This is a genomic window from Vibrio gallaecicus (assembly GCF_024347495.1).
In the GTDB taxonomy this organism is placed as follows: Bacteria; Pseudomonadota; Gammaproteobacteria; order Enterobacterales; family Vibrionaceae; genus Vibrio; species Vibrio gallaecicus.
In genome coordinates, this window is record NZ_AP025490.1 from 1,226,620 (window position 1) to 1,245,783 (window position 19,164).

The 19,164-nt window shown below is 42.3% G+C and carries 17 protein-coding genes, 2 tRNA genes and 1 other annotated feature; of the genes, 10 read left to right on the forward strand and 9 right to left on the reverse strand.

What is annotated here, in order from left to right; all coding sequences use genetic code 11:
- Positions 1-87 precede the first annotated feature (87 nt).
- From trpCF to OCU78_RS05480, 5 genes are all read right to left on the reverse strand, one after another.
- Positions 88-1,527: a bifunctional indole-3-glycerol-phosphate synthase TrpC/phosphoribosylanthranilate isomerase TrpF gene (gene trpCF, locus OCU78_RS05460; RefSeq protein ID WP_137372544.1), complete on the reverse strand. Its 1,440-nt coding sequence runs from the start codon at positions 1,525-1,527 to the stop codon at positions 88-90.
- A 26-nt stretch (positions 1,528-1,553) separates the two neighbouring features.
- Positions 1,554-2,549: an anthranilate phosphoribosyltransferase gene (gene trpD, locus OCU78_RS05465; protein WP_137372545.1), complete on the reverse strand. Its 996-nt coding sequence runs from the start codon at positions 2,547-2,549 to the stop codon at positions 1,554-1,556.
- A gap of 9 nt (positions 2,550-2,558) precedes the next feature.
- Positions 2,559-3,185, reverse strand: coding sequence for an aminodeoxychorismate/anthranilate synthase component II (locus OCU78_RS05470; protein WP_017104070.1), 627 nt, complete (start codon positions 3,183-3,185; stop codon positions 2,559-2,561).
- Between the two features lie 2 nt (positions 3,186-3,187).
- On the reverse strand, positions 3,188-4,777 hold the full coding sequence (locus OCU78_RS05475) for an anthranilate synthase component 1 (protein WP_137372546.1): 1,590 nt from the start codon (positions 4,775-4,777) through the stop codon (positions 3,188-3,190).
- A gap of 125 nt (positions 4,778-4,902) precedes the next feature.
- Positions 4,903-5,017: a sequence feature (Trp leader region), on the reverse strand.
- Positions 4,964-5,089, reverse strand: a complete 126-nt coding sequence (locus OCU78_RS05480) for a Trp operon leader peptide (RefSeq protein ID WP_137372547.1) — start codon at positions 5,087-5,089, stop codon at positions 4,964-4,966. It overlaps the preceding feature by 54 nt.
- A 202-nt stretch (positions 5,090-5,291) precedes the next feature.
- Between OCU78_RS05480 and rnm the strand changes: the two genes are divergently transcribed.
- The 3 genes from rnm (at position 5,292) to rluB (ending at position 8,014) form a co-directional block, all read left to right on the forward strand.
- Positions 5,292-6,209 carry an RNase RNM gene (gene rnm / locus OCU78_RS05485; RefSeq protein ID WP_240701704.1) on the forward strand — a complete coding sequence of 306 codons (918 nt, stop codon included), beginning with the start codon at positions 5,292-5,294 and terminating at the stop codon, positions 6,207-6,209.
- Positions 6,206-6,829 (forward strand): L-threonylcarbamoyladenylate synthase, encoded by a 624-nt coding sequence (locus tag OCU78_RS05490; RefSeq protein ID WP_137372548.1) that lies wholly within the window; start codon positions 6,206-6,208, stop codon positions 6,827-6,829. Before rnm ends, OCU78_RS05490 begins: the two co-directional genes overlap by 4 nt.
- 153 nt (positions 6,830-6,982) lie before the next feature.
- The gene (gene rluB, locus OCU78_RS05495; protein WP_137372549.1) at positions 6,983-8,014 is read left to right on the forward strand and encodes a 23S rRNA pseudouridine(2605) synthase RluB; all 1,032 of its coding nucleotides are present in this window, start codon (positions 6,983-6,985) and stop codon (positions 8,012-8,014) included.
- A 128-nt stretch (positions 8,015-8,142) separates the two neighbouring features.
- Here the strand turns inward: rluB and OCU78_RS05500 are convergent, their stop codons facing one another.
- From OCU78_RS05500 to efpL, 3 genes are all read right to left on the reverse strand, one after another.
- Positions 8,143-8,634, reverse strand: a complete 492-nt coding sequence (locus OCU78_RS05500) for an RNA methyltransferase (protein ID WP_137372550.1) — start codon at positions 8,632-8,634, stop codon at positions 8,143-8,145.
- A 143-nt stretch (positions 8,635-8,777) separates the two neighbouring features.
- On the reverse strand, positions 8,778-9,098 hold the full coding sequence (locus OCU78_RS05505) for an HI1450 family dsDNA-mimic protein (RefSeq protein WP_137372551.1): 321 nt from the start codon (positions 9,096-9,098) through the stop codon (positions 8,778-8,780).
- A gap of 7 nt (positions 9,099-9,105) precedes the next feature.
- Entirely contained in the window at positions 9,106-9,675 is a 570-nt protein-coding gene (efpL, locus tag OCU78_RS05510) for an elongation factor P-like protein EfpL (protein WP_137372552.1), read from the reverse strand.
- 137 nt (positions 9,676-9,812) lie between these two features.
- On the opposite strand from efpL, the gene OCU78_RS05515 reads away from it, so the two are divergent.
- Together OCU78_RS05515 and OCU78_RS05520 are read left to right on the forward strand one after the other, a co-directional pair.
- Positions 9,813-10,580, forward strand: coding sequence for a nucleotidyltransferase family protein (locus OCU78_RS05515; protein ID WP_137372801.1), 768 nt, complete (start codon positions 9,813-9,815; stop codon positions 10,578-10,580).
- Positions 10,581-10,672: 92 nt separating this feature from the next.
- On the forward strand, positions 10,673-12,760 hold the full coding sequence (locus OCU78_RS05520) for a PTS sugar transporter subunit IIC/EAL domain-containing protein (protein ID WP_137372553.1): 2,088 nt from the start codon (positions 10,673-10,675) through the stop codon (positions 12,758-12,760).
- Between the two features lie 32 nt (positions 12,761-12,792).
- Here the strand turns inward: OCU78_RS05520 and OCU78_RS05525 are convergent, their stop codons facing one another.
- On the reverse strand, positions 12,793-15,156 hold the full coding sequence (locus OCU78_RS05525; protein ID WP_137372554.1) for a DNA polymerase II: 2,364 nt from the start codon (positions 15,154-15,156) through the stop codon (positions 12,793-12,795).
- 406 nt (positions 15,157-15,562) lie between these two features.
- Here OCU78_RS05525 and uvrY point away from each other — a divergent pair, with 406 nt between their 5' ends.
- From uvrY to OCU78_RS05550, 5 genes are all read left to right on the forward strand, one after another.
- Positions 15,563-16,207: a UvrY/SirA/GacA family response regulator transcription factor gene (uvrY, locus tag OCU78_RS05530; RefSeq protein WP_137372555.1), complete on the forward strand. Its 645-nt coding sequence runs from the start codon at positions 15,563-15,565 to the stop codon at positions 16,205-16,207.
- A complete protein-coding gene (gene uvrC, locus OCU78_RS05535) occupies positions 16,207-18,039 on the forward strand; it encodes an excinuclease ABC subunit UvrC (RefSeq protein WP_137372556.1) in 1,833 nt (610 codons plus the stop codon). Before uvrY ends, uvrC begins: the two co-directional genes overlap by 1 nt.
- A 46-nt stretch (positions 18,040-18,085) precedes the next feature.
- Entirely contained in the window at positions 18,086-18,643 is a 558-nt protein-coding gene (gene pgsA, locus OCU78_RS05540) for a CDP-diacylglycerol--glycerol-3-phosphate 3-phosphatidyltransferase (RefSeq protein WP_137372557.1), read from the forward strand.
- Positions 18,644-18,903: 260 nt separating this feature from the next.
- Positions 18,904-18,977, forward strand: a tRNA-Cys gene (locus OCU78_RS05545).
- A 36-nt stretch (positions 18,978-19,013) separates the two neighbouring features.
- Positions 19,014-19,089, forward strand: a tRNA-Gly gene (locus OCU78_RS05550).
- The last annotated feature ends 75 nt before the right edge of the window (positions 19,090-19,164 follow it).

Sequence of the window (19,164 nt, forward strand, 5' to 3'; positions counted from 1 at the left end):
AAAGGCAAAGCTCATAAATAAGTAGCTAGTAGTAAGGCTCGTAATTTAAAAAGCTGAGTAATTCAGGAAGCTTAGTAATTTAAAAGCTTAGTAATTACGAATCGCAGCAAAGGCGAGTTGCAGTTTGTCTGCGTCTTTTTTACCTGGAGCGGATTCAACGCCAGAGTTTAGGTCTAATCCTAAGCAGCCCAACTTAGCCGCTTGGTTAGCATTTTCTGGGTTTAGACCACCTGCCAACATGATTGCGCTTTGGTTGTTGATTAGGCTCCAATCGAACGCTTGACCTGTACCACCCGTTTGAGAACCCACTTTAGTATCTAGCAGGTGACGAGTCACGTTGCTTTCCAGTAATTCTGGTAATGCGCTCTCAGCGCCGCAAGCAACACCGTAAGCTTTCCAAACCTCAACGTTTTCATGTAGTGATTGTTTTAACTCATCTACAAATGCTTGAGACTCATCACCATGCAGCTGCACTGCAAACAAACCGAGCTCAGAAACCGTTTTCGCAACGTCAGTAACGCTATGGTTTTGGAACACACCCACGTAGTTCAGCGGAGCGCCGCTCATTGTTAAACGAGCCGCTTCGATATCCACATGACGCTTAGATGCTTCAACGAAAATCAGACCACCGAATACCGCACCAGCTTGATACGCTTTCGCTGCATCGTCAGAGTGGGTTAAACCACACACCTTGTTTTCACCGAGTGTTACTTTACGCACGGCAAGCTCTAGGTTCTTTTCAGCCATGAGAGAGCTACCGATTAGGAAGCCATCTGCAAATGTTGAAAGGTCACGCACTTGTTGATGTGTGTAGATGCCAGACTCTGAAATCACGACTGCATTTGGAGCCAGTTCGCGAATTAGCGGAGCCAACTCTTTAGTACGGTTCAAATCCGTCGAAAGGTCACGCAGGTTACGGTTATTAATACCGATCACTTTAGCGTTTAGAGCGACTGCACGGTGAAGTTCTTCTTCGTTACTTACTTCGGTAAGCACACCCATGTTGAGTGAGTGAGCGACTTCAGCAAGTGCTTTGTACTCTTCGTCATCCAATACCGATAGCATCAACAAGATAGCATCAGCTGAGTAATGACGAGCTAAGTAGACTTGGTAGGTATCAACCATGAAGTCTTTACACAGAATAGGTTGCTTAGCAATGCTGCGAACCTTAGGTAAAAACTCAAAGTCACCTTGGAAGTACTTCTCGTCTGTCAGCACTGAAATCGCGTTTGCGTGGTTGTTGTAAACTGACGCAATGTAGTCAAGGTCAAACTCGTCACGGATTAACCCTTTTGACGGAGATGCCTTTTTACACTCAGTGATGAAAACGGTTTGTTCACCGCTAAGTGCATCATAAAAGCTGCGGTCTGTTGCGGTTAACGCAGCTTTAAACTCGCTTAATGGTTGAGTCTGCTTACGCGCTGCAACCCATTGGTATTTATCACGAACGATTTTTGCTAATACCTCCGCCATTTCAGCTTCTTTTACTGAAACGTGGGTCGACAGTTTATCGGTAGTTTGTGTCATGTTCTTTGTCTCAACTCCGTCGTTCGTTAGGCGTGTGCAGCAAGCTTTTGTACAAGCTCGTATGCTTTGCCAGAGTTCATTGCGTCAATGGCTTGCTGAGCGTTGGCTTTTAGGTCTTCGTGACCAAATAAACGCATCAGTAGAGCAACGTTGACTGCCACTGCGCCAATTTGAGCGTCAGTGCCTTTGCCCGTCAAGATATCCGTTGTAATGGCTTTATTCTCTTCTGGCTCGCCGCCCTTGATTGCTTCAAGAGGGTGAGTGTTCAAACCAAAGTCAGCCGGTGTCACTGTGTATTCGTGAATGGCACCATCTTTAATTTCAGCAACGATAGTTTCGCCATGAATCGCCACTTCATCAAGACCGCTACCGTGAACAACCGCAGCGCGCTTCATACCCATTTGCAGCATGGTTTCCGCGATAGGGCGTACTAGCTCTTTGCTGTAAACACCCATTAACTCGATGTTAGGGCGAGCAGGGTTAATCAGTGGACCAAGGATGTTGAAGATAGTGCGCGTTTTCATTGTTTGACGAACAGGCATCGCGTGACGTACACCGCCGTGATATTGCGGGGCAAATAGGAATGCTACGCCAAGCTCATCTACAGCTGTACGTGTATCTTCTGCTGTCATCGCTAAGTTGATACCGAACGAGTCGAGTAGATCCGAAGAACCTGACTTGCTCGATACACTGCGGTTACCGTGCTTTGCGACTTTTAAGCCACAAGCTGCTGCAACAAACGCAGACGTCGTTGAGATATTAATGGTGTTATGACCGTCACCACCGGTACCTACGATATCTGCGAAATCGTAATCAGGGCGCGGGAATGGGTTTGCATTGGCAAGCAGTGCTTTCGCCGCACCTGCTATTTCATCGGGCGTTTCGCCTTTGATTTTTAGTGCAGTCAGCGCTGAAGCCATCAAGATTGGGTCTAGCTCACCCTTGATGATCACATCAAATAACTGTTGGCTTTCTTCTTGAGTAAGAGACTGCTGTTCGTAAAGTTTACTAATCTGTTCCATGATTTCGTCCTATTTTCCTGTCTTCTCAAGGGGAGAGCTTTTCTCTAAATGAATAGGTTTCTCAAGAGCCCATTCGATAGCGTTTGCTAGAAGCGTTGCACCGTAGGTCGTCATAATTGATTCAGGGTGGAATTGGAATCCACAAACCTTGTCTTGTTCTTGAACCACAGACATCACCAAATCATCGACTTCAGCTGTCACTGTTAAGCTATCAGATACATGCGTTGCCACTAAAGAGTGGTAGCGAGCGATAGCCAGTGGCGATGGTAAGCCTTGGTAAGTTGCATGATTCTGGTGTTCCATCATCGACACCTTACCATGAATGATTTCGCCAGCGCCTGCAACGGTGCCGCCATAGGCTTCAACAATCGCTTGGTGACCTAAGCAAATTCCTATCATTGGCACTTTGCCTTTTAAAAGCTGAATCAGCTCTGGCATGCAACCCGCGTCGGCAGGAGCGCCAGGACCTGGTGAAAGCAGTGCTACCGGGTTGTCTAGTTCATTGATCGCCGCTTCAACCACCTTTGCAGGAATGTTGTTACGGTAAATTTTCACACTGTGACCTAATGAACGGAACTGGTCTACAAGGTTGTAAGTGAACGAGTCGAAGTTATCGATGAATACAATATCAGCCATGATTACGACTCCTTCTTATTTGTTAGTTTTTTAGTATGAGCAGCTTGAATCGCAGAGATGACCGCTTGAGCTTTGCCGCGAGTTTCGTCAGCTTCTGCTTGTGGGTCTGAATCGAACACCACGCCAGCGCCCGCTTGTACTTGTGCTATGCCATCTTCAACGTAAGCAGAGCGAATTACGATACAAGTATCTAAAGTACCTTCGCCGGTTAGGTAACCAACTGCACCGCCGTAGCTACCACGACGTGTTTTTTCTACGTCACGAATAAGCTGCATTGCGCGGATTTTTGGCGCGCCTGTTAGCGTGCCCATGTTCATACAAGCTTGGTAAGCGTGTAGCGCATCTAAGTCTTCACGTAGCTGACCAACCACACGAGAAACCAAATGCATCACATGGCTATAGCGGTCAACTTTCAGCAGGTCTGCTACGTGGCGAGTGCCTGCTTCAGCAATACGTGCCACATCATTACGCGCTAGGTCTACTAGCATCATGTGTTCCGCGTTTTCTTTCTTGTCGGTACGCAGTTCAAGTTCGATACGGCTGTCTAGGTCGAAATCGATTTGACCGTCAGGGCGCTTACCACGACGACGAGTACCAGCAATTGGGTAAATCTCGATTTGGTTGGTTTCTGTCTCGTATTTCAGAGCACTTTCTGGAGAAGCACCAAACAGAGTAAACAGCTCATCTTGCATGTAGAACATGTAAGGGCTTGGGTTACTTTGCTTGAGCTCTTTGTAAGCTGCCAGTGGAGCAGGGCAAGGTAGCGTGAAGCGACGTGAAGGTACTACTTGGAATACATCGCCTTTTACTACGTATTCTTTTAGGTCACGAACCGTTTGGCAGAAGTCTTCGTCTGAAACGCTTGGTATGGCGTCAACGTTGTCGAGCGGCGTGACTTCTGTGATGGCTTTCAGTGACTGACATTGAGTCTGAATGTCGGCTAAACGGTCAGTTAATTGCGCTTTGATGCTGTCATCTTGAGCGAACAAGCTCGCATGAAGTAGACCTTCGTTCTCTTGGTGGTCGAAACGTAATAGTGTTTCAGCAACGTAGAAAACAAAGTCAGGGCAGTTGTTGGTTGCTTCCGCATCGCCTAGCGGTTCAAAGTTCGCTACGATGTCGTAAGCAAATAGACCAGCCATAAACAAAGCGTGCTTGTTATCCGCATCTTGTTCAAAACTGTGTTGAACCAAACGCAGTGCATCGAAAGAAGAGGCTTCTCTTAAACGTGAGTCTTCATCTAATTCGTTGCTTGGTTCTACAAAAGTGAGCGTCAATACGTTACCAGTAAGATCAGATTTTATCTCTGTTTTAACGTTTTGGCTTAGGTGTTCAATGAGTGCTTGACCGTTATTGGTGAGTGCTTGAAAAGTCACTTCATGCCCACGACATACAATACGAACGGCAGAGTCAATAAGGAGTAGGCTAGTTAAGTTTTGTTTAGACTCAATTTCAGCAGATTCCAGCAGTAAGCTGTCTGTTTTGTTTTCACATAAAGTGTGGAAAACGCTGGTCGGGTCTTGCGAATAAGGAACAGAAGTATTGATGACTTCAATGGTTCCCAGCTTTTTGATTTCAATGGCCTTGTTCACAAGACCTCCTTTATGATTCTTTAAATTTCCTGCCGTACATAGTCGCATAAAGATACCGTTCGCCCAATCTAGAATATGGTCAATTCGTTGATTTGTTAGTCAGTTGAATGTGAGATGTTCGACAAATTAAAAAGCCCGCTATGAAAGCGGGCTTAGTGATAACTTTTTTATAAACAAACTGTTTAATTAGAAGTACACATTGGCCCACCAAGAACTTGTCCAAGTGCGCCACCAATTAAGCTCTGAAGTTGCTTCTACTGAAGAAAGTTCTAAAACTTTATCTTTATGGTCTTGGTTAAATTCTTGTAACATGGAGAACCTTAATATGTACACTTCGTATTTGTGTACTAGTTAACTAGTTTGTTGTTTTAAAGTCAAGCCCCAAAATGGCTGTTTGGCTTAAACTTTAAAGAAATGATTTCAAGTCTGAAGTTAAAGGTATTGAGATTAAAAATTAAGTGTACTAGGTGAATAAGTTCACGATGCATGAAAATACAGAGCATAGAAAATATATATGAGAATTGACCTTCACAGTCATACTACCGCATCCGATGGTAGGCTAACCCCACCAGAGCTAATTGATCGTGCTTTGGGTTTTAATATTGAAGTGTTAGCAATCACAGATCATGACACCACCGATGGTCTTTCCGTCGCACGTGAATATATCGAAGCTAATCAGTTGCCTATTCAATTGATAAATGGGATTGAGATTTCGACTGTTTGGCAAAACATGGATATTCATATTGTTGGTTTGAATGTTGACCCTGAATCACCTGAGCTAAAAGCTCTGATTGAACAGCAAAAACAGCATCGAGTGGGTCGAGCTGAGATGATCGCATCTCGTTTAGAAAAAGCCACAAGAGAAGGTGTACTAGAAGAAGTGAAGGAAATTGCGGGTGACGCGCCAATCACTCGTGCTCATTTCGCTAAGTGGCTTGTAGAGAATGGCTACGCAAAAACTATGCAACAAGTATTTAAGAAGTTTTTAACGCGTAACAATCCGGGTTATGTTCCACCAACGTGGTGCTCAATGAAAGATGCGGTTACCGCCATTCACGCAGCTGGTGGTCAAGCTGTCTTGGCACATCCAGGTCGATATGGTTTGACGGCTAAGTGGGAAAAACGATTGTTAACGGCTTTCGTTGAAGCCAATGGAGACGCAATGGAAGTCGCGCAGCCTCAACAAGCTCAACAAGAAAGACGCAAGCTAGGCGACTATGCTATACAATACAAACTATTAGCTTCTCAAGGCAGTGATTTCCATTATCCATCTCCTTGGATGGAATTAGGACGAAATCTCTGGCTGCCTGCTGGGGTAGAAGAAGTATGGAAAGATTGGGAGTTTCATCCTGTTTCGTCGGAAACTTCACAGGATGAACTAGCTCCTTCTGATGATAGAGTCGAGAGACTCGATAATGAGGAACAAAAATGAGCCAGTTTTTTTATGTACACCCAGACAACCCTCAAGCTCGACTAATTAATCAAGCTGTTGCGATCATCCGAAGCGGAGGCATTGTTGTTTACCCAACCGACTCTGGTTATGCGTTAGGTTGCCAACTTGAAAATAAACAAGCGTTAGATCGTATTTGTCAGATTCGTCGCATTGACGATAAGCATAACTTCACTTTGTTATGCCGTGATTTGTCTGAATTATCACTTTATGCAAGAGTGGATAACACGGCGTTTAGATTACTAAAATCAAATACACCAGGTCCATACACTTTCATTTTCAAAGGAACTAAAGAAGTACCCAAACGTTTGATGAATGCTAAGCGTAAAACTATTGGTATTCGTGTTCCTGATAACAAAATTGCTTTGGACTTATTGGAAGCGATGGGTGAGCCGTTAATGTCTACCTCATTGATCCTGCCTGGTAATGAAGTGACTGAATCAGACCCTGAAGAAATCAGAGACCGTTTAGAGCATGTTGTTGATGTGATTTTAAATGGCGGTTACTTAGGTGAACAGCCAACAACTGTTATTGATTTCAGTGATGATGACGCTGTAGTTCGCCGAGTAGGTTCAGGTGATCCGACTCCTTTTGAAGCTTAAAACTCGCTTTAATTCAGGTGTGCGGTAATCTCGTTGATGGTATAAATAACGAGTGCTTTTTTAACTAGCATTTGCGATAATGCGCGACCGCGATCTCAGTCGCGTCAAATTCATTCGACGTCTGTGAAGACGACAATTAGGTAAAAAGAGTAAATGAGCGAAAAATTACAGAAAGTTTTAGCAAGAGCGGGTCACGGTTCTCGTCGTGAACTTGAAACTTTGATTAAATCAGGGCGCGTTAGTGTTAACGGTCAAGTTGCAAAGCTTGGTGAACGTCTTGAAGATGAAAACTCAATCATTCGTATTGATGGTCATACTGTATCAGGCAAGGCATCTGAAGAAGTTGTTTGTCGAGTTCTAGCCTACTACAAACCGGAAGGTGAGCTTTGTACTCGCCATGATCCAGAAGGTCGCCGAACTGTATTTGATCGCTTGCCTAAAATCAAAGGTTCTCGTTGGATCTCGGTTGGTCGCCTTGATGCAAACACATCGGGTCTTTTGCTTTTCACTACAGATGGTGAACTTGCCAACCGTCTAATGCACCCAAGCCGCCAAGTTGAGCGTGAATATTTGGTTCGTGTATTTGGCGAAGTGAACGAACAGAAAGTTAAAAATGTTACTCGCGGCGTACAACTAGAAGACGGCATGGCTCGTTTTGAAGATGTTGTGTATGCGGGTGGTGAAGGTATGAACCACACTTTCTACGTAGCAATTAACGAAGGTCGTAACCGTGAGGTTCGCCGTCTTTGGGAATCACAAGAAACGACAGTAAGCCGTTTGAAGCGTGTACGTTACGGTGATATCTACTTAGACAAGAAATTGCCTCGTGGTGGTTGGAAAGAACTTGATCTTACAGAAGTAAATTACCTACGTACGTTGGTTGAGTTAAGCCCAGAGAAAGAAACTCTGCTTGATCTTGACCCATCGAATACTTCTCGTAAGCGTGAGCGTTCTCGTAGTCAAAAAATTCGTCGCGCAGTTAAGCGTCATGAAGAACGTGCGAACGCACCGAAAGGTCGCAGCAATCAAACTAAGCGTAAGAAGCCAGCAACACGTGGCACAACTACGCCAGACTCTGGTTCAGCACCACAAGCGAATAAAGGTAAGCCTCAAGCAAACCGAAGTAAGCCTAAGCTGAATAATGGTCGCCCAGCGAAACCGTCTCAGCCAAGAACTCGCAAGTAGCTTTATTGCACAGTAACTCTGCAGAACAAATAGATATACTGCGTAAGAATTTAAAAACCTGCCATTGAGCAGGTTTTTTTATGCCTATCTAGTTTTTACTTATCACGGTATGCAGCACTTCTGCAGGATTAAGTCACTTTGATATGGTTTGAAAAGTTGTCACCTTTCGCCATGCGATCATACAAAATAACATTCACAGCTGCTGCCAAATTCATGCAACCATTGGTTGGAACGTAAATGGTTTCTTGGCAAAAGTCGGTGATTTCTTTTTTTAGGGTTCCATCTTCTGGACCAAAAATATAGAAAGCTCGAGGCGGGTGCTTGTAATCAGGCAAAGGTTTTGCGCCTTCAATGAGATCCACAGCAATGGGCACACAGCCTACAGGAATGATGCTTTTAAGATCATCGACTCCAATTAAAGGAAGCTCTAAGTGCTTTTCCTTTGTGTCGGTATGGAACTGTCTTGCGTGGTCGTAACGAGTACCAGTATAGAAGACAGAGTTTGCCCCATAACAGCCTGCAGCTCTCATTACGGAACCCACATTTTCAGGCGTTTTTGGATTGACTAGCCCTACACAAGCATAGCCTTTAGATAATGTATCTGTTTTTGCTTTAGTCATAATTGAATGGGGAGTTTGAGTGAATCATTACAGGGAGTGGGTAGTAAGCAAACACTAACCAAGTTATGGCAAGGCTAGTGTTTGAGGCAGTATTGACTTGTTAAAGCACTACCACCAAAAGAAGACTGATATTCGCTGACGAATCAGTCACGCTTCCATAGCATATGACAGAATTTATGTTCTGGGTCACGGCTAATAAGCATGCGTGCAAAAACATCATCAAGCACGTCATCATCTTCATTTACAAGACCGATACGCACTTCTGCATATACTTCTTTGTCTACGTCAAAGCCAACATGCTCAGCCCAGTCGTCACCTGTTTCAACAAGTTCTGCTGCACCGCGATCTTCAAACTGAGCTGTGAATAGAATCACATCCGCAGGTTCTAAGTTATCTGGAGCCATTTCTAAAAATATATCGTAAGCAGTATCTATAGCGTCGTCGTAAGACAATAATTCAGTCATGTTATTCCTAGCTTGCTCGGTTCATGTATTTGCGGTCAGTTGTGTTTACTACAACTTTGTCGCCTGTTGCAATGTACTCAGGTACTTGAACAGTTAGTCCAGTAGATAGTTTTGCTGGTTTAGTTCGAGCAGAAGCAGAAGCACCTTTAATTGAAGGGTCTGTTTCTTCAATAACAAGCTCTACCGTTGATGGCAATTCCAGTGTTACTGCATTTCCATCAATTAAAACAGCAAGAATGCCTTGGGTCTCTTCATTGATGAATAGTAGTTCATCAGAGATGCTTTCACCGTTAAAGATAAACTGTGTGTAATCTTCGTTATCCATGAAGATATACTCGTCACCGTCAACATAAGAAAATACAACTTGGCGCTTGGTAACATCAATAGTGTCAACGATTTCGTCAGCCTTGTGGCGAACTTCAGTTTTAACGCCAGTTGCTACATCGTTACCACGGAAACGGTAAATCTTTTGGCCGCCGCGGCCGCCTGGTGTTGTTACTTCGATATCTTTAACGATCACTGTTTTGCTTTCTACTGTGATAGCAAAACCTTTTTTAATTTCACTTGCTCTAGGCATTTTGTGTTTGTCCTTATTGGGTCTATCCGCTGATTATATCTCGGAGATGCTATAAATAGGAATAGCTTGAATCATAAAGTCACCTAAGCGATCATAGAGCCACAGTTAAATCATGATTTTATTTGCCGAAACGACCTATGCAGTTACCTGTTATTGACCCAACACAGCCATTTCAACCTGAATTCCAACCAGTGGTTAACGATCTTATTACCTTTTTAAAAGGTGGGTTAGGAACGAATCTCCACAGTGTTTATATTTATGGCAGCGTAGCAAGGAAAACAGCTCAAGTTGGTAAGTCTAACCTTGATGTCGTCGTTGTCACTCATCGTAATTTTGATGACAACAAAACAACGTTGTTAAATACCATTAAGTGGCGTTTCCAAAAAAGCTTTCCGCAAGTTACCCAAGTATCAATCAAAACTGCGTTCGTGAAAGATATCGTTGACCTTGAAAGTATTTTTACTTGGGGCTTCATGCTTAAGCATTGTGCAGTGTGCGTTCATGGTGAGGATTTGTCTGATTGTTTTGGGGATTTCGAAACCAGTTGGGAAATTGCAAAGCACTGGAATATGGATGTCGAAGATTGGTTAGCTGTCTACCGTAATAAAATTGCGCGTTCAGCAACGCCTGAACAGCAAGTACTGGCTCAGGTGGTTATTGCGAAAAAATTGTTGCGGGCCAGCTATTCACTCATTATGTATCGAGATCGGAATTGGTATGAGAATCCAATTGAATGTGGGCAACAATTCCTAAAATACTACCCTGATAAAAAAATAGAAGTGGATAGGCTAGGGATCTTACTTTCAGGACGAGTTATTCCCAAACGGTCAGTGATTGGTATTCTTGATGGGTTCGGTGAGTGGCTTGTTAAGCAATACAAAAAAACGGAATTTAGAATAGGTTAAATAAATTTACTTTAGAAACTGATGACAACAAGACATGACAAGTGCTTTCTATGTGCTAACTTTTAAAAAGGTTAATAAACAAAGGGAATTGCATGCGTCTGATTGGAAAGAAGACTTTCTCAGCAGAAATAAGCTTAGATAGCATCGTCACTAAGTACTTATTACCTTCCCTTCAAGCTTTACGTGAAGGGATGATTTGGTTATTGCCCTGTTTGATGTTGTCTTCATTTGCCTTGTTTTTCGGTAGTATGGGTGAGTTTATTTATGGAAGACGAACGGCATGGGTAACCATTTTCTATGAGTTTCATGATTCGATAGCAGCCCTTTTTCCATACTTAATGACTGCAGCTTTATCTTATGTATTAGCCATGCAGTGGAAGCTTCCTCGGCCTCCCATGGCTCTGTTATCTATTGTTTACCTTGTCTCTGTTGGGGTTATTTTACCTGATGAAGGTACATTACTTACCTTTAATATCATTATTGCCATCCTTACTCCTCTTTATTCGATTCCTCTACTCGCCTATCTCGTCACTTTCAATAGTTTGAAAATTACCCGCTCGAATAGCGGTGGGAAAATAGTTAAAGAGTCACTTAATCTACTTCTTCCTGCGCTTATTACTGGCGGGGTGGTGATTTGGTTCAATGGTTTGGTTTTTGAACTAATTTCTTCAACCCAGATGTTGTCTGGCATGTCATTAGATTATGCTAACGAGCCATATTCATTTGGGGTTATTTTTGCGGCTCTGAACTCTGTTTTATGGTTCGTTGGTATTCATGGTTACTACGCACTTTTACCTTTAGTTGATCTTCTCCAAGAATCGAGCGACCTTAATTTTTCAACGATGCTTGCCGGGGGAACAGGCCCCTATCCTATGAACCTTTCGTTTATGGGAGCTTTTGTTTTCATTGGTGGAAGTGGTTCAACTCTGTCTTTAGTGCTTGCTTTGCTTATCTTCTCAAAGCAAAGGGCGTTGCGGGTGATAGCATTGGCTAGTATTCCCATTGGGTTGATCAACGTAAATGAAATACTGCTTTTTGGCCTACCCATTATTTTTAATCCAAGATTATTTTTACCTTTCTTGATTGTGCCAATCACCAACGTTTGTGTTTCATTATTCGCAATTTCTTCAGGGTGGGTGGCTTCTCCTAGCGTATCTGTTCCATTTAATAGCCCTATATTAATGAATGCTTGGATAGCAACAGATGGCGATTTCGCTGCGGTTTGTCTACAAATCTTTAATGTATTGGTAGGTGCGATTATTTACTTACCTGCGGTAAGGGGACTCAACCGTCAATATGGAAATAGAATGATTCATTTCCCATTTTTAGATACCACTTATATGCGTAGGCAAGAAGAAGCCGAAATGTTGACTGATGACCCTATTGTTTTAAGTCAACAAGCTGAAAAACATGCACTTCAAGTTGAGGAGCATTTGGAAATAATCAGTAACAAAGAATTTTGCGTGGAATACCAACCACAAATTTCTCACCTAACAGACAGTGTGGTCGGTTGTGAAGCATTGATAAGAGCAAAAGATGACTATGGGAATATTATTTATCCAGGGGCATTCTTACCGTGGTTCGAAAAATCAGGGCTGATGAAAGATGTGGATTTATGGGTATTCAAGCGGGTTGTGAGTGATATTCATGAGTGGAACAAAAAGGGGATCTATATACCCGTGAGTATCAATATCACTCCTCAGTCTTTAGTCGATGAAGAAGTGATGACTAAGATAGTTCACGCAATTGCTCCAGTTGCTAAGCAAATTCATATCGAAATTACGGAAGAAACATTGCTGGTGGATGAAGTCAAACTATCCGCCTCCTTTAATCGATTACAAAACCTCGGGGTTAAGATCCATATTGATGATTTTGGAACTGGTTATTCATCTCTGAGCTATTTAAATCGCTTTAATATCGATGCGATTAAAGTTGATAGATCGTTTGTACTCGCTTTGAACAACGACAAAGGTGAGAAAGTCTTCTCTAGTATTCTTTCTATCGCCAATCAACTTGATTTAAAAGTCGTGGTAGAAGGAGTAGAAACAAAAGAGCAACTTGCATACATTCCCGAAATACCAGATATTTCGGTTCAAGGCTGGTATTTTTGTAAGTCTTTAAGTAAAAACAAGTACCTAGAGTATTGCAGTAGTAAGCATACTAGAGCCACCGCTAGTTAGTAGGTGGCGAAGACTTTAGACCTCGGGGGTGATTAGAATAAACCTAGTTGTTGACCGCTGAGCCTTTCAAAATCTAAGTCGACAAAAGGGAGTATTGCGTCAGCGACAGGTTTAAGTTGTTTATCAATGTAATGTTGATAATCGATAGTATGCTTTAAATACTCTTTTGGTTCAGGACCATTTAAGGTTATCAAATACTCAATTCTACCTTTGTTTTGATATTGCAATGGACGACCTAATTGGCTGTTTATCTCGTCAGCCATACGCGCCGCTCGTACTTGAGGTGGGATGTTTTTTTGGTATTCATGCAGTTTTCGTCTCAACCTTTTTTGGTAGGTGAGCAAATGGTCATGCTCACCCGCGGCTGTCGCATCGACAAAGCTTCGAATATACTCTGACGGGTCTTGGTCATGGAAAATCATCTCATATAAGTGTTGTTGAAATTGCTGGGCAAGAGGTGTCCAATCTGTTCGGGCACTTTCTAAACCTTTAAAAATGATTCGTTCAGCATCACCTTCTCCAATCAAGCCTGCATAACGTTTCTTAGAACCCGTCTCAGAACCACGGATGGTTGGCATCAGAAATTTTCTATAGTGAGTTTCATATTCCAATTCTAAAATTGACGTTAGATTAAACTGAGTTTTTAAATGTGAAGTCCACCACTCATTAATGTAGCTAATAAGACTTTCACCTACTTGGTCGGCTTGTTTCTGGCTATAGCTTCCATTCAAAGAGACAAATGTTGAGTCAGTATCGCCATAAATGACTTGGTAGCCCTTTTCCTCTATGAGTACCTTTGTTTGCTTCATTATCTCGTGTCCACGCATGGTGATAGATGAAGCTAAACGAGTATCAAAAAACCGGCAACCTGATGAACCTAAAACCCCATAAAAGGAATTCATGATTATTTTTATCGCTTGAGAGAAAGCTTTCTCATTGTTTTTCTTTGCTATGTCTCGTGCAGCCCAAAGATCTTCGATCATCTGCGGAAGGAAATGTTTGTCTCTATGAAATTGACCGCCCCTAAAACCTTGTACGGCTTTGTTTTCTTCAGGACCGACTTCCAGCTTTAATCCCTCGATTAATCCCATTGGATCAATTAGAAAAGAGCGAATAATGGAAGGGTAGAGGCTTTTAAAATCGAGAACTAATACCGAATCGTATAAATTCGGGATGGAATCCATTACATAACCGCCAGGGCTGGCGATCCAGTTTTCCGGTGCGAGGTTAGGTGCAACATAACCAGCACGATGTATTTGTGGCAGATAAAGATTAGTGAAAGAAGCGACAGAACCTCCCACTCGATCAAGTTCCACACCTGTTAACCTTGTGCGCTCAATAGCAAAATCGAGCAGGTGTGTATGCTCGAAAATACGGTTTACTAATACGCAGTCTTGCAGGTTGTACTTTGCGAGAGAAGGCTTGTCATGTTTAAACATTCGGTTAATTTCAGCCATGCGGTCATGAACATTATGAATGTCTTTACCTTCCCCAAGAAGCTCTTGGGATACGGATTCTAGGGACCAAGAACGAAAATGGTAAGTCGCTGTTTTGAGAGTGTCGATTCCATCGAGAACCACTCTTCCTGGAATGGTTATGAAGCCTTGCTGATTCTGCGCGGACGTTCTAAAAAAACTTGGTTGGTTATCTCGACCAATTTTGAGCTTTACATTGTTCCATTCTGCACGTTTGTGTAGAAGCTGGAAGTCGAAATCAATGACGTTCCATCCAATGATGACGTCAGGGTCAAAAGTGGAAAACCAATCAACCATGGCTTCTAATAATGCTTTTTCATCTTTAACCCACTGAATGTTTGTCTCTGCAGTTTGAGCATCGCCAATCATAATCACTCGGCTATCCATTGGGCTGTCTAAACCCACAGAATAGAGAAGCCCTTTTTCTGAACACTCAATATCTAAAGAAACAATAGTCAAAGAAGGTAAGTAATTACCTGAACGGCACTTCACGTCAGAAAAGCGGGTATGCCTGCTTTTAGTTAATGGCTGTCCAGTGAATTCAATGCTGCCTTTAATGAAGCGCTCCATTAAGTATCGATCAGCAAGGCGGATATCACTCTCATAAGTCATGATATCTTCATTATGTAAGCGTTGAGATAAGGCTATGGCTGAGCGATTTAATAAAAAATAACACGCTGCAAGTGGCTTTTGCTCGAAGGTTGATAGCTCAATCTCTTTGATGGATAGATGTATGTTTTCTTCATCAGCTAACTTTCGGCAGCTTTCAATATCGCTTTGTTCAATGAAAAAAACGGGCTTTTCTTCGAGAATGGTTAGCAGAGTCGGTCCATTAGGGGTACTTAGCCAGAGGTCTATATGCGTTTTACCTGAGAAATCGCGTGCTTGCCTGGTGAGTACAAATCCTTCATGAATATTCAAATGCTGTAACCTGATGGGGAGTGACGGCTGGATAATATCATTTCGTGTTTTGAATACACAGGTTCGAGAGACTTAAAGGCGAACTGTTTTTATTGATCTGACCTTTTAATTTTTTAGGGAAGCTTATATCAGATGCGAAAGACCATAAATTGGTATTGAAAATATCATTATCTTGTGTAATTTTAGTGCTTGTATGATTAACTAGTTGCTTATCATAAAAGCTACTTCATAGAGCTTTTATTTATAAATAAGTTCTTGCTAAAGTTTGCGTTTGGGCACATATTCAGAGTAAGCTTTTATAACAAAATAAGTTAATATATACAGCTATGCTGCGATCCACTTTTATTTTAGTTAAATAAAATACTCTGGTGGTTGCAGAGCCAATTAATAGTGTGGAGATACAAGTTTGATAAATGTTTTCCTTGTAGATGATCACGAGCTGGTTCGCACAGGGATACGACGTATTATTGAAGACGTCCGTGGAATGAACGTAGCAGGGGAAGCTGAAAGCGGTGAAGATGCAGTAAAATGGTGTCGTGGTAATCATACTGACGTCATTTTGATGGATATGAACATGCCGGGTATCGGTGGTTTAGAAGCAACGAAGAAAATTCTTCGCTTCAATCCTGATGTTAAAATCATTGTTTTAACTGTTCATACGGAAAACCCGTTTCCAACTAAAGTGATGCAAGCTGGAGCCGCTGGTTACTTAACCAAAGGCGCTGGTCCTGATGAAATGGTGAATGCGATTCGCGTCGTAAATAGTGGTCAACGCTACATATCACCGGAAATAGCGCAGCAGATGGCACTTAGCCAATTTTCTCCTGCGTCTGAAAACCCGTTTGCCGACTTGTCGGAACGTGAACTTCAAATCATGATGATGATTACAAAAGGTCAAAAGGTAACGGACATTTCAGAGCAACTCAATCTAAGCCCTAAAACAGTGAATAGCTACCGCTATAGACTGTTCAGTAAGTTAGACATCAGTGGTGATGTAGAACTTACCCATTTAGCGATTAGACACGGAATGCTAGATACTGAGACCTTGTAGTGACAACAACGTTTGACTCAGTTTCATTCCTGAAAACAGTAACAGAACAGCCTGGCGTTTATCGAATGTACAACGCCGAGGCTGTTGTTATTTATGTCGGAAAAGCTAAAGACCTCAAAAAACGCCTCTCCAGTTACTTTCGTAAAAAAGTAGATAGCGAAAAGACACGCGCACTAGTCAGTCACATTTCAAAAATTGATGTCACTGTCACTCATACCGAAACTGAAGCCCTCATCCTGGAACACAATTACATTAAGCAATATTTGCCTAAATATAATGTGTTACTTCGTGACGATAAATCTTACCCTTATATTTTTGTTAGTGGTCATAAACACCCTAGGTTGTCTATGCATCGTGGAGCTAAAAAGAAGAAAGGGGAATATTTTGGTCCGTACCCTGACTCTGGGGCAGTTCGAGAAACGTTACACCTTATCCAAAAAATCTTTCCTGTACGCCAGTGCGAAGACACGGTTTATGCAAATAGAACCCGACCATGTTTGATGTATCAAATTGGACGATGTGCTGCGCCTTGCGTCAGTTCGATCATCTCAGATGAGGAATACGCAGAGCTAGTTAACTATGTTCGTTTGTTTTTGCAGGGCAAAGATAGCCAGGTTTTGGAAACACTTATCGAGAAGATGGATAAAGCTAGCCGTGAACTGCGTTTTGAACACGCTGCCACTTTTCGGGATCAAATCCAAGCGATTCGTCGTGTTCAAGAACAGCAGTTTGTTTCTGAAGACACCATGGAAGATATGGATGTTTTAGGTTTTTCTCAAGAAAATGGCATTGCTTGCATTCATATTTTGATGATTAGGCAAGGCAAGGTTTTAGGTAGCCGAAGTCATTTCCCTAAAATACCGAACAATACGGTTCGAGAAGAAGTGTTCGAAAGCTTTTTAAGCCAATATTATCTGGCGCATAATGAATCCCGAACCATACCTACTCGTTTGATTCTTAATGATGGGCTTATCGATAATGTGAAGCCTCTTCAACAAGCGCTAACAGAAGTCGCAGGTCGGAAAATTCATTTCCATACGAACCCTTCAGGGACTCGTGGGCGTTATTTAAAACTCTCTAACACTAATGCTCTGACGGCAATCACAACCAAGATTAATCATAAAATGACGATTAACCAAAGGTTCAAAGAGTTGCGTCGAGTGCTGGGTATGGATTCTATTACACGTATGGAATGTTTTGATATTAGCCATACCATGGGTGAAAGCACGATCGCATCATGTGTTGTGTTTAACCAAGAAGGTCCGTTTAAACCAGAATATCGCCGTTATAATATATCAGGCATTACTGGAGGCGACGACTATGCCGCTATGGGACAAGCGTTGGAGCGCCGATACTCAAAGCAGCTAGAAGTCGATAAAATTCCAGATATTATTTTTATTGATGGTGGTAAAGGGCAGCTTAATAGAGCTCATGAAATCATTTCACGCTATTGGGATGATTGGCCGAAACGACCAAGGATGATGGGTATTGCTAAAGGTGTTACGCGTAAACCTGGTTTAGAAACTCTGATCACTCTAGAAGGAGAAGAGTTTAATTTGCCAAGTGATGCACCAGCTTTGCACTTAATTCAACACATCCGAGATGAAAGCCATAACCATGCAATTGCAGGTCATAGAGCCAAACGAGGAAAAACGCGTAAAACAAGTGCTTTGGAAGGTATTGAAGGCGTAGGTCCTAAACGTCGACAAGCTCTTTTAAAAAATATGGGTGGTTTGCAAGAATTGAAGCGTGCAACTGTTGAAGAAATAGCCAAAGTGCCGGGCATCAGTCATTCTTTGGCAGAAAACATTTATCAAGCATTGAAACAATAGTAAAAATCCCGCACCATAAACGCGCAATGAATAAGAGCCTAATAATATGCGTTTGAATATACCGAACATTTTGTCGTTACTGAGATTATTCCTGATCCCAGTATTTGTTGTTGTTTTCTATCTCCCTTATGGGTGGGCGCCATTTGCAGCAGCAATGGTCTTCTGGGTCGCGGGTTTTACCGATTGGCTAGATGGCATGCTTGCTCGAAAGTTAGGTCAAACCTCTCGTTTTGGCGCGTTCATAGACCCTGTAGCGGATAAAGTATTGGTCGCAACGGCTCTTATTTTAGTGACTGAACACTATCACTCTATTTGGATTACCATCCCAGCAGTTACGATGATTGCTCGTGAAATTATTATTTCGGCATTACGTGAATGGATGGCTGAAATCGGTAAGCGAGCTAGCGTTGCGGTTTCTTGGGTTGGTAAGGTAAAAACAGTTTCTCAAATGTTCGCATTGTGGGTGCTTATTTGGCGCCATGATGATTGGATGATTTGGGTAGGATACGGAGCGTTATATATCGCTACTATCTTAACTTATTGGTCTATGGCGCAGTATTTAATGGCAGCCAAAGATGATTTGCTGGACGAACAACATCATTAGTGAAAAGCGAGCTTAGGCTCGCTTTTTTATTTTGGAATAAAGACTCAACGAACTCTAGTAGAAAAGTGTGATCTGTATCTATCTTGTGGCTATGTATAGAGGCTTTTCTACAAGTAAACTCACTAATTTAAGTGCTTTAGTACAAAATCCGTTCAAACGATTCGAAATGATAAAATTAGTGTTGACTCAAAGGCTCGAATCCGTAAAATGCATCCCGTACCCAAGAGGAAGGCATTAAGCAGTTTGATTGGTGTTACTAAGGCGCCTTGGCAGAGTGGCTATGCAGCGGATTGCAAATCCGTGGACCTCGGTTCGACTCCGGGAGGCGCCTCCATTATCTACTTCTTAAATTATGAGAAGTGAATAATTTGCGATACTAGCTCAGTTGGTAGAGCGCAACCTTGCCAAGGTTGAGGTCATCGGTTCGAACCCGATGTATCGCTCCAAATTTTGTAATGTTGATTGGCTTCGACATTAAGATGGTGTTTTACTTTTCAGTAATCGGCATCGCAATAAAGAAT

Bases quoted from the DNA above. Each gene is read 5' to 3' on its own strand.
- trpCF (WP_137372544.1), bottom strand. From the start codon at position 1,527: ATGACACAAACTACCGATAAACTGTCGACCCACGTTTCAGTAAAAGAA.
- trpD (WP_137372545.1), bottom strand. From the start codon at position 2,549: ATGGAACAGATTAGTAAACTTTACGAACAGCAGTCTCTTACTCAAGAA.
- OCU78_RS05470 (WP_017104070.1), bottom strand. From the start codon at position 3,185: ATGGCTGATATTGTATTCATCGATAACTTCGACTCGTTCACTTACAAC.
- OCU78_RS05480 (WP_137372547.1), bottom strand. From the start codon at position 5,089: ATGTTACAAGAATTTAACCAAGACCATAAAGATAAAGTTTTAGAACTT.
- rnm (WP_240701704.1), top strand. From the start codon at position 5,292: ATGAGAATTGACCTTCACAGTCATACTACCGCATCCGATGGTAGGCTA.
- OCU78_RS05490 (WP_137372548.1), top strand. From the start codon at position 6,206: ATGAGCCAGTTTTTTTATGTACACCCAGACAACCCTCAAGCTCGACTA.
- rluB (WP_137372549.1), top strand. From the start codon at position 6,983: ATGAGCGAAAAATTACAGAAAGTTTTAGCAAGAGCGGGTCACGGTTCT.
- OCU78_RS05500 (WP_137372550.1), bottom strand. From the start codon at position 8,634: ATGACTAAAGCAAAAACAGATACATTATCTAAAGGCTATGCTTGTGTA.
- OCU78_RS05505 (WP_137372551.1), bottom strand. From the start codon at position 9,098: ATGACTGAATTATTGTCTTACGACGACGCTATAGATACTGCTTACGAT.
- efpL (WP_137372552.1), bottom strand. From the start codon at position 9,675: ATGCCTAGAGCAAGTGAAATTAAAAAAGGTTTTGCTATCACAGTAGAA.
- OCU78_RS05515 (WP_137372801.1), top strand. From the start codon at position 9,813: ATGCAGTTACCTGTTATTGACCCAACACAGCCATTTCAACCTGAATTC.
- OCU78_RS05520 (WP_137372553.1), top strand. From the start codon at position 10,673: ATGCGTCTGATTGGAAAGAAGACTTTCTCAGCAGAAATAAGCTTAGAT.
- pgsA (WP_137372557.1), top strand. From the start codon at position 18,086: ATGCGTTTGAATATACCGAACATTTTGTCGTTACTGAGATTATTCCTG.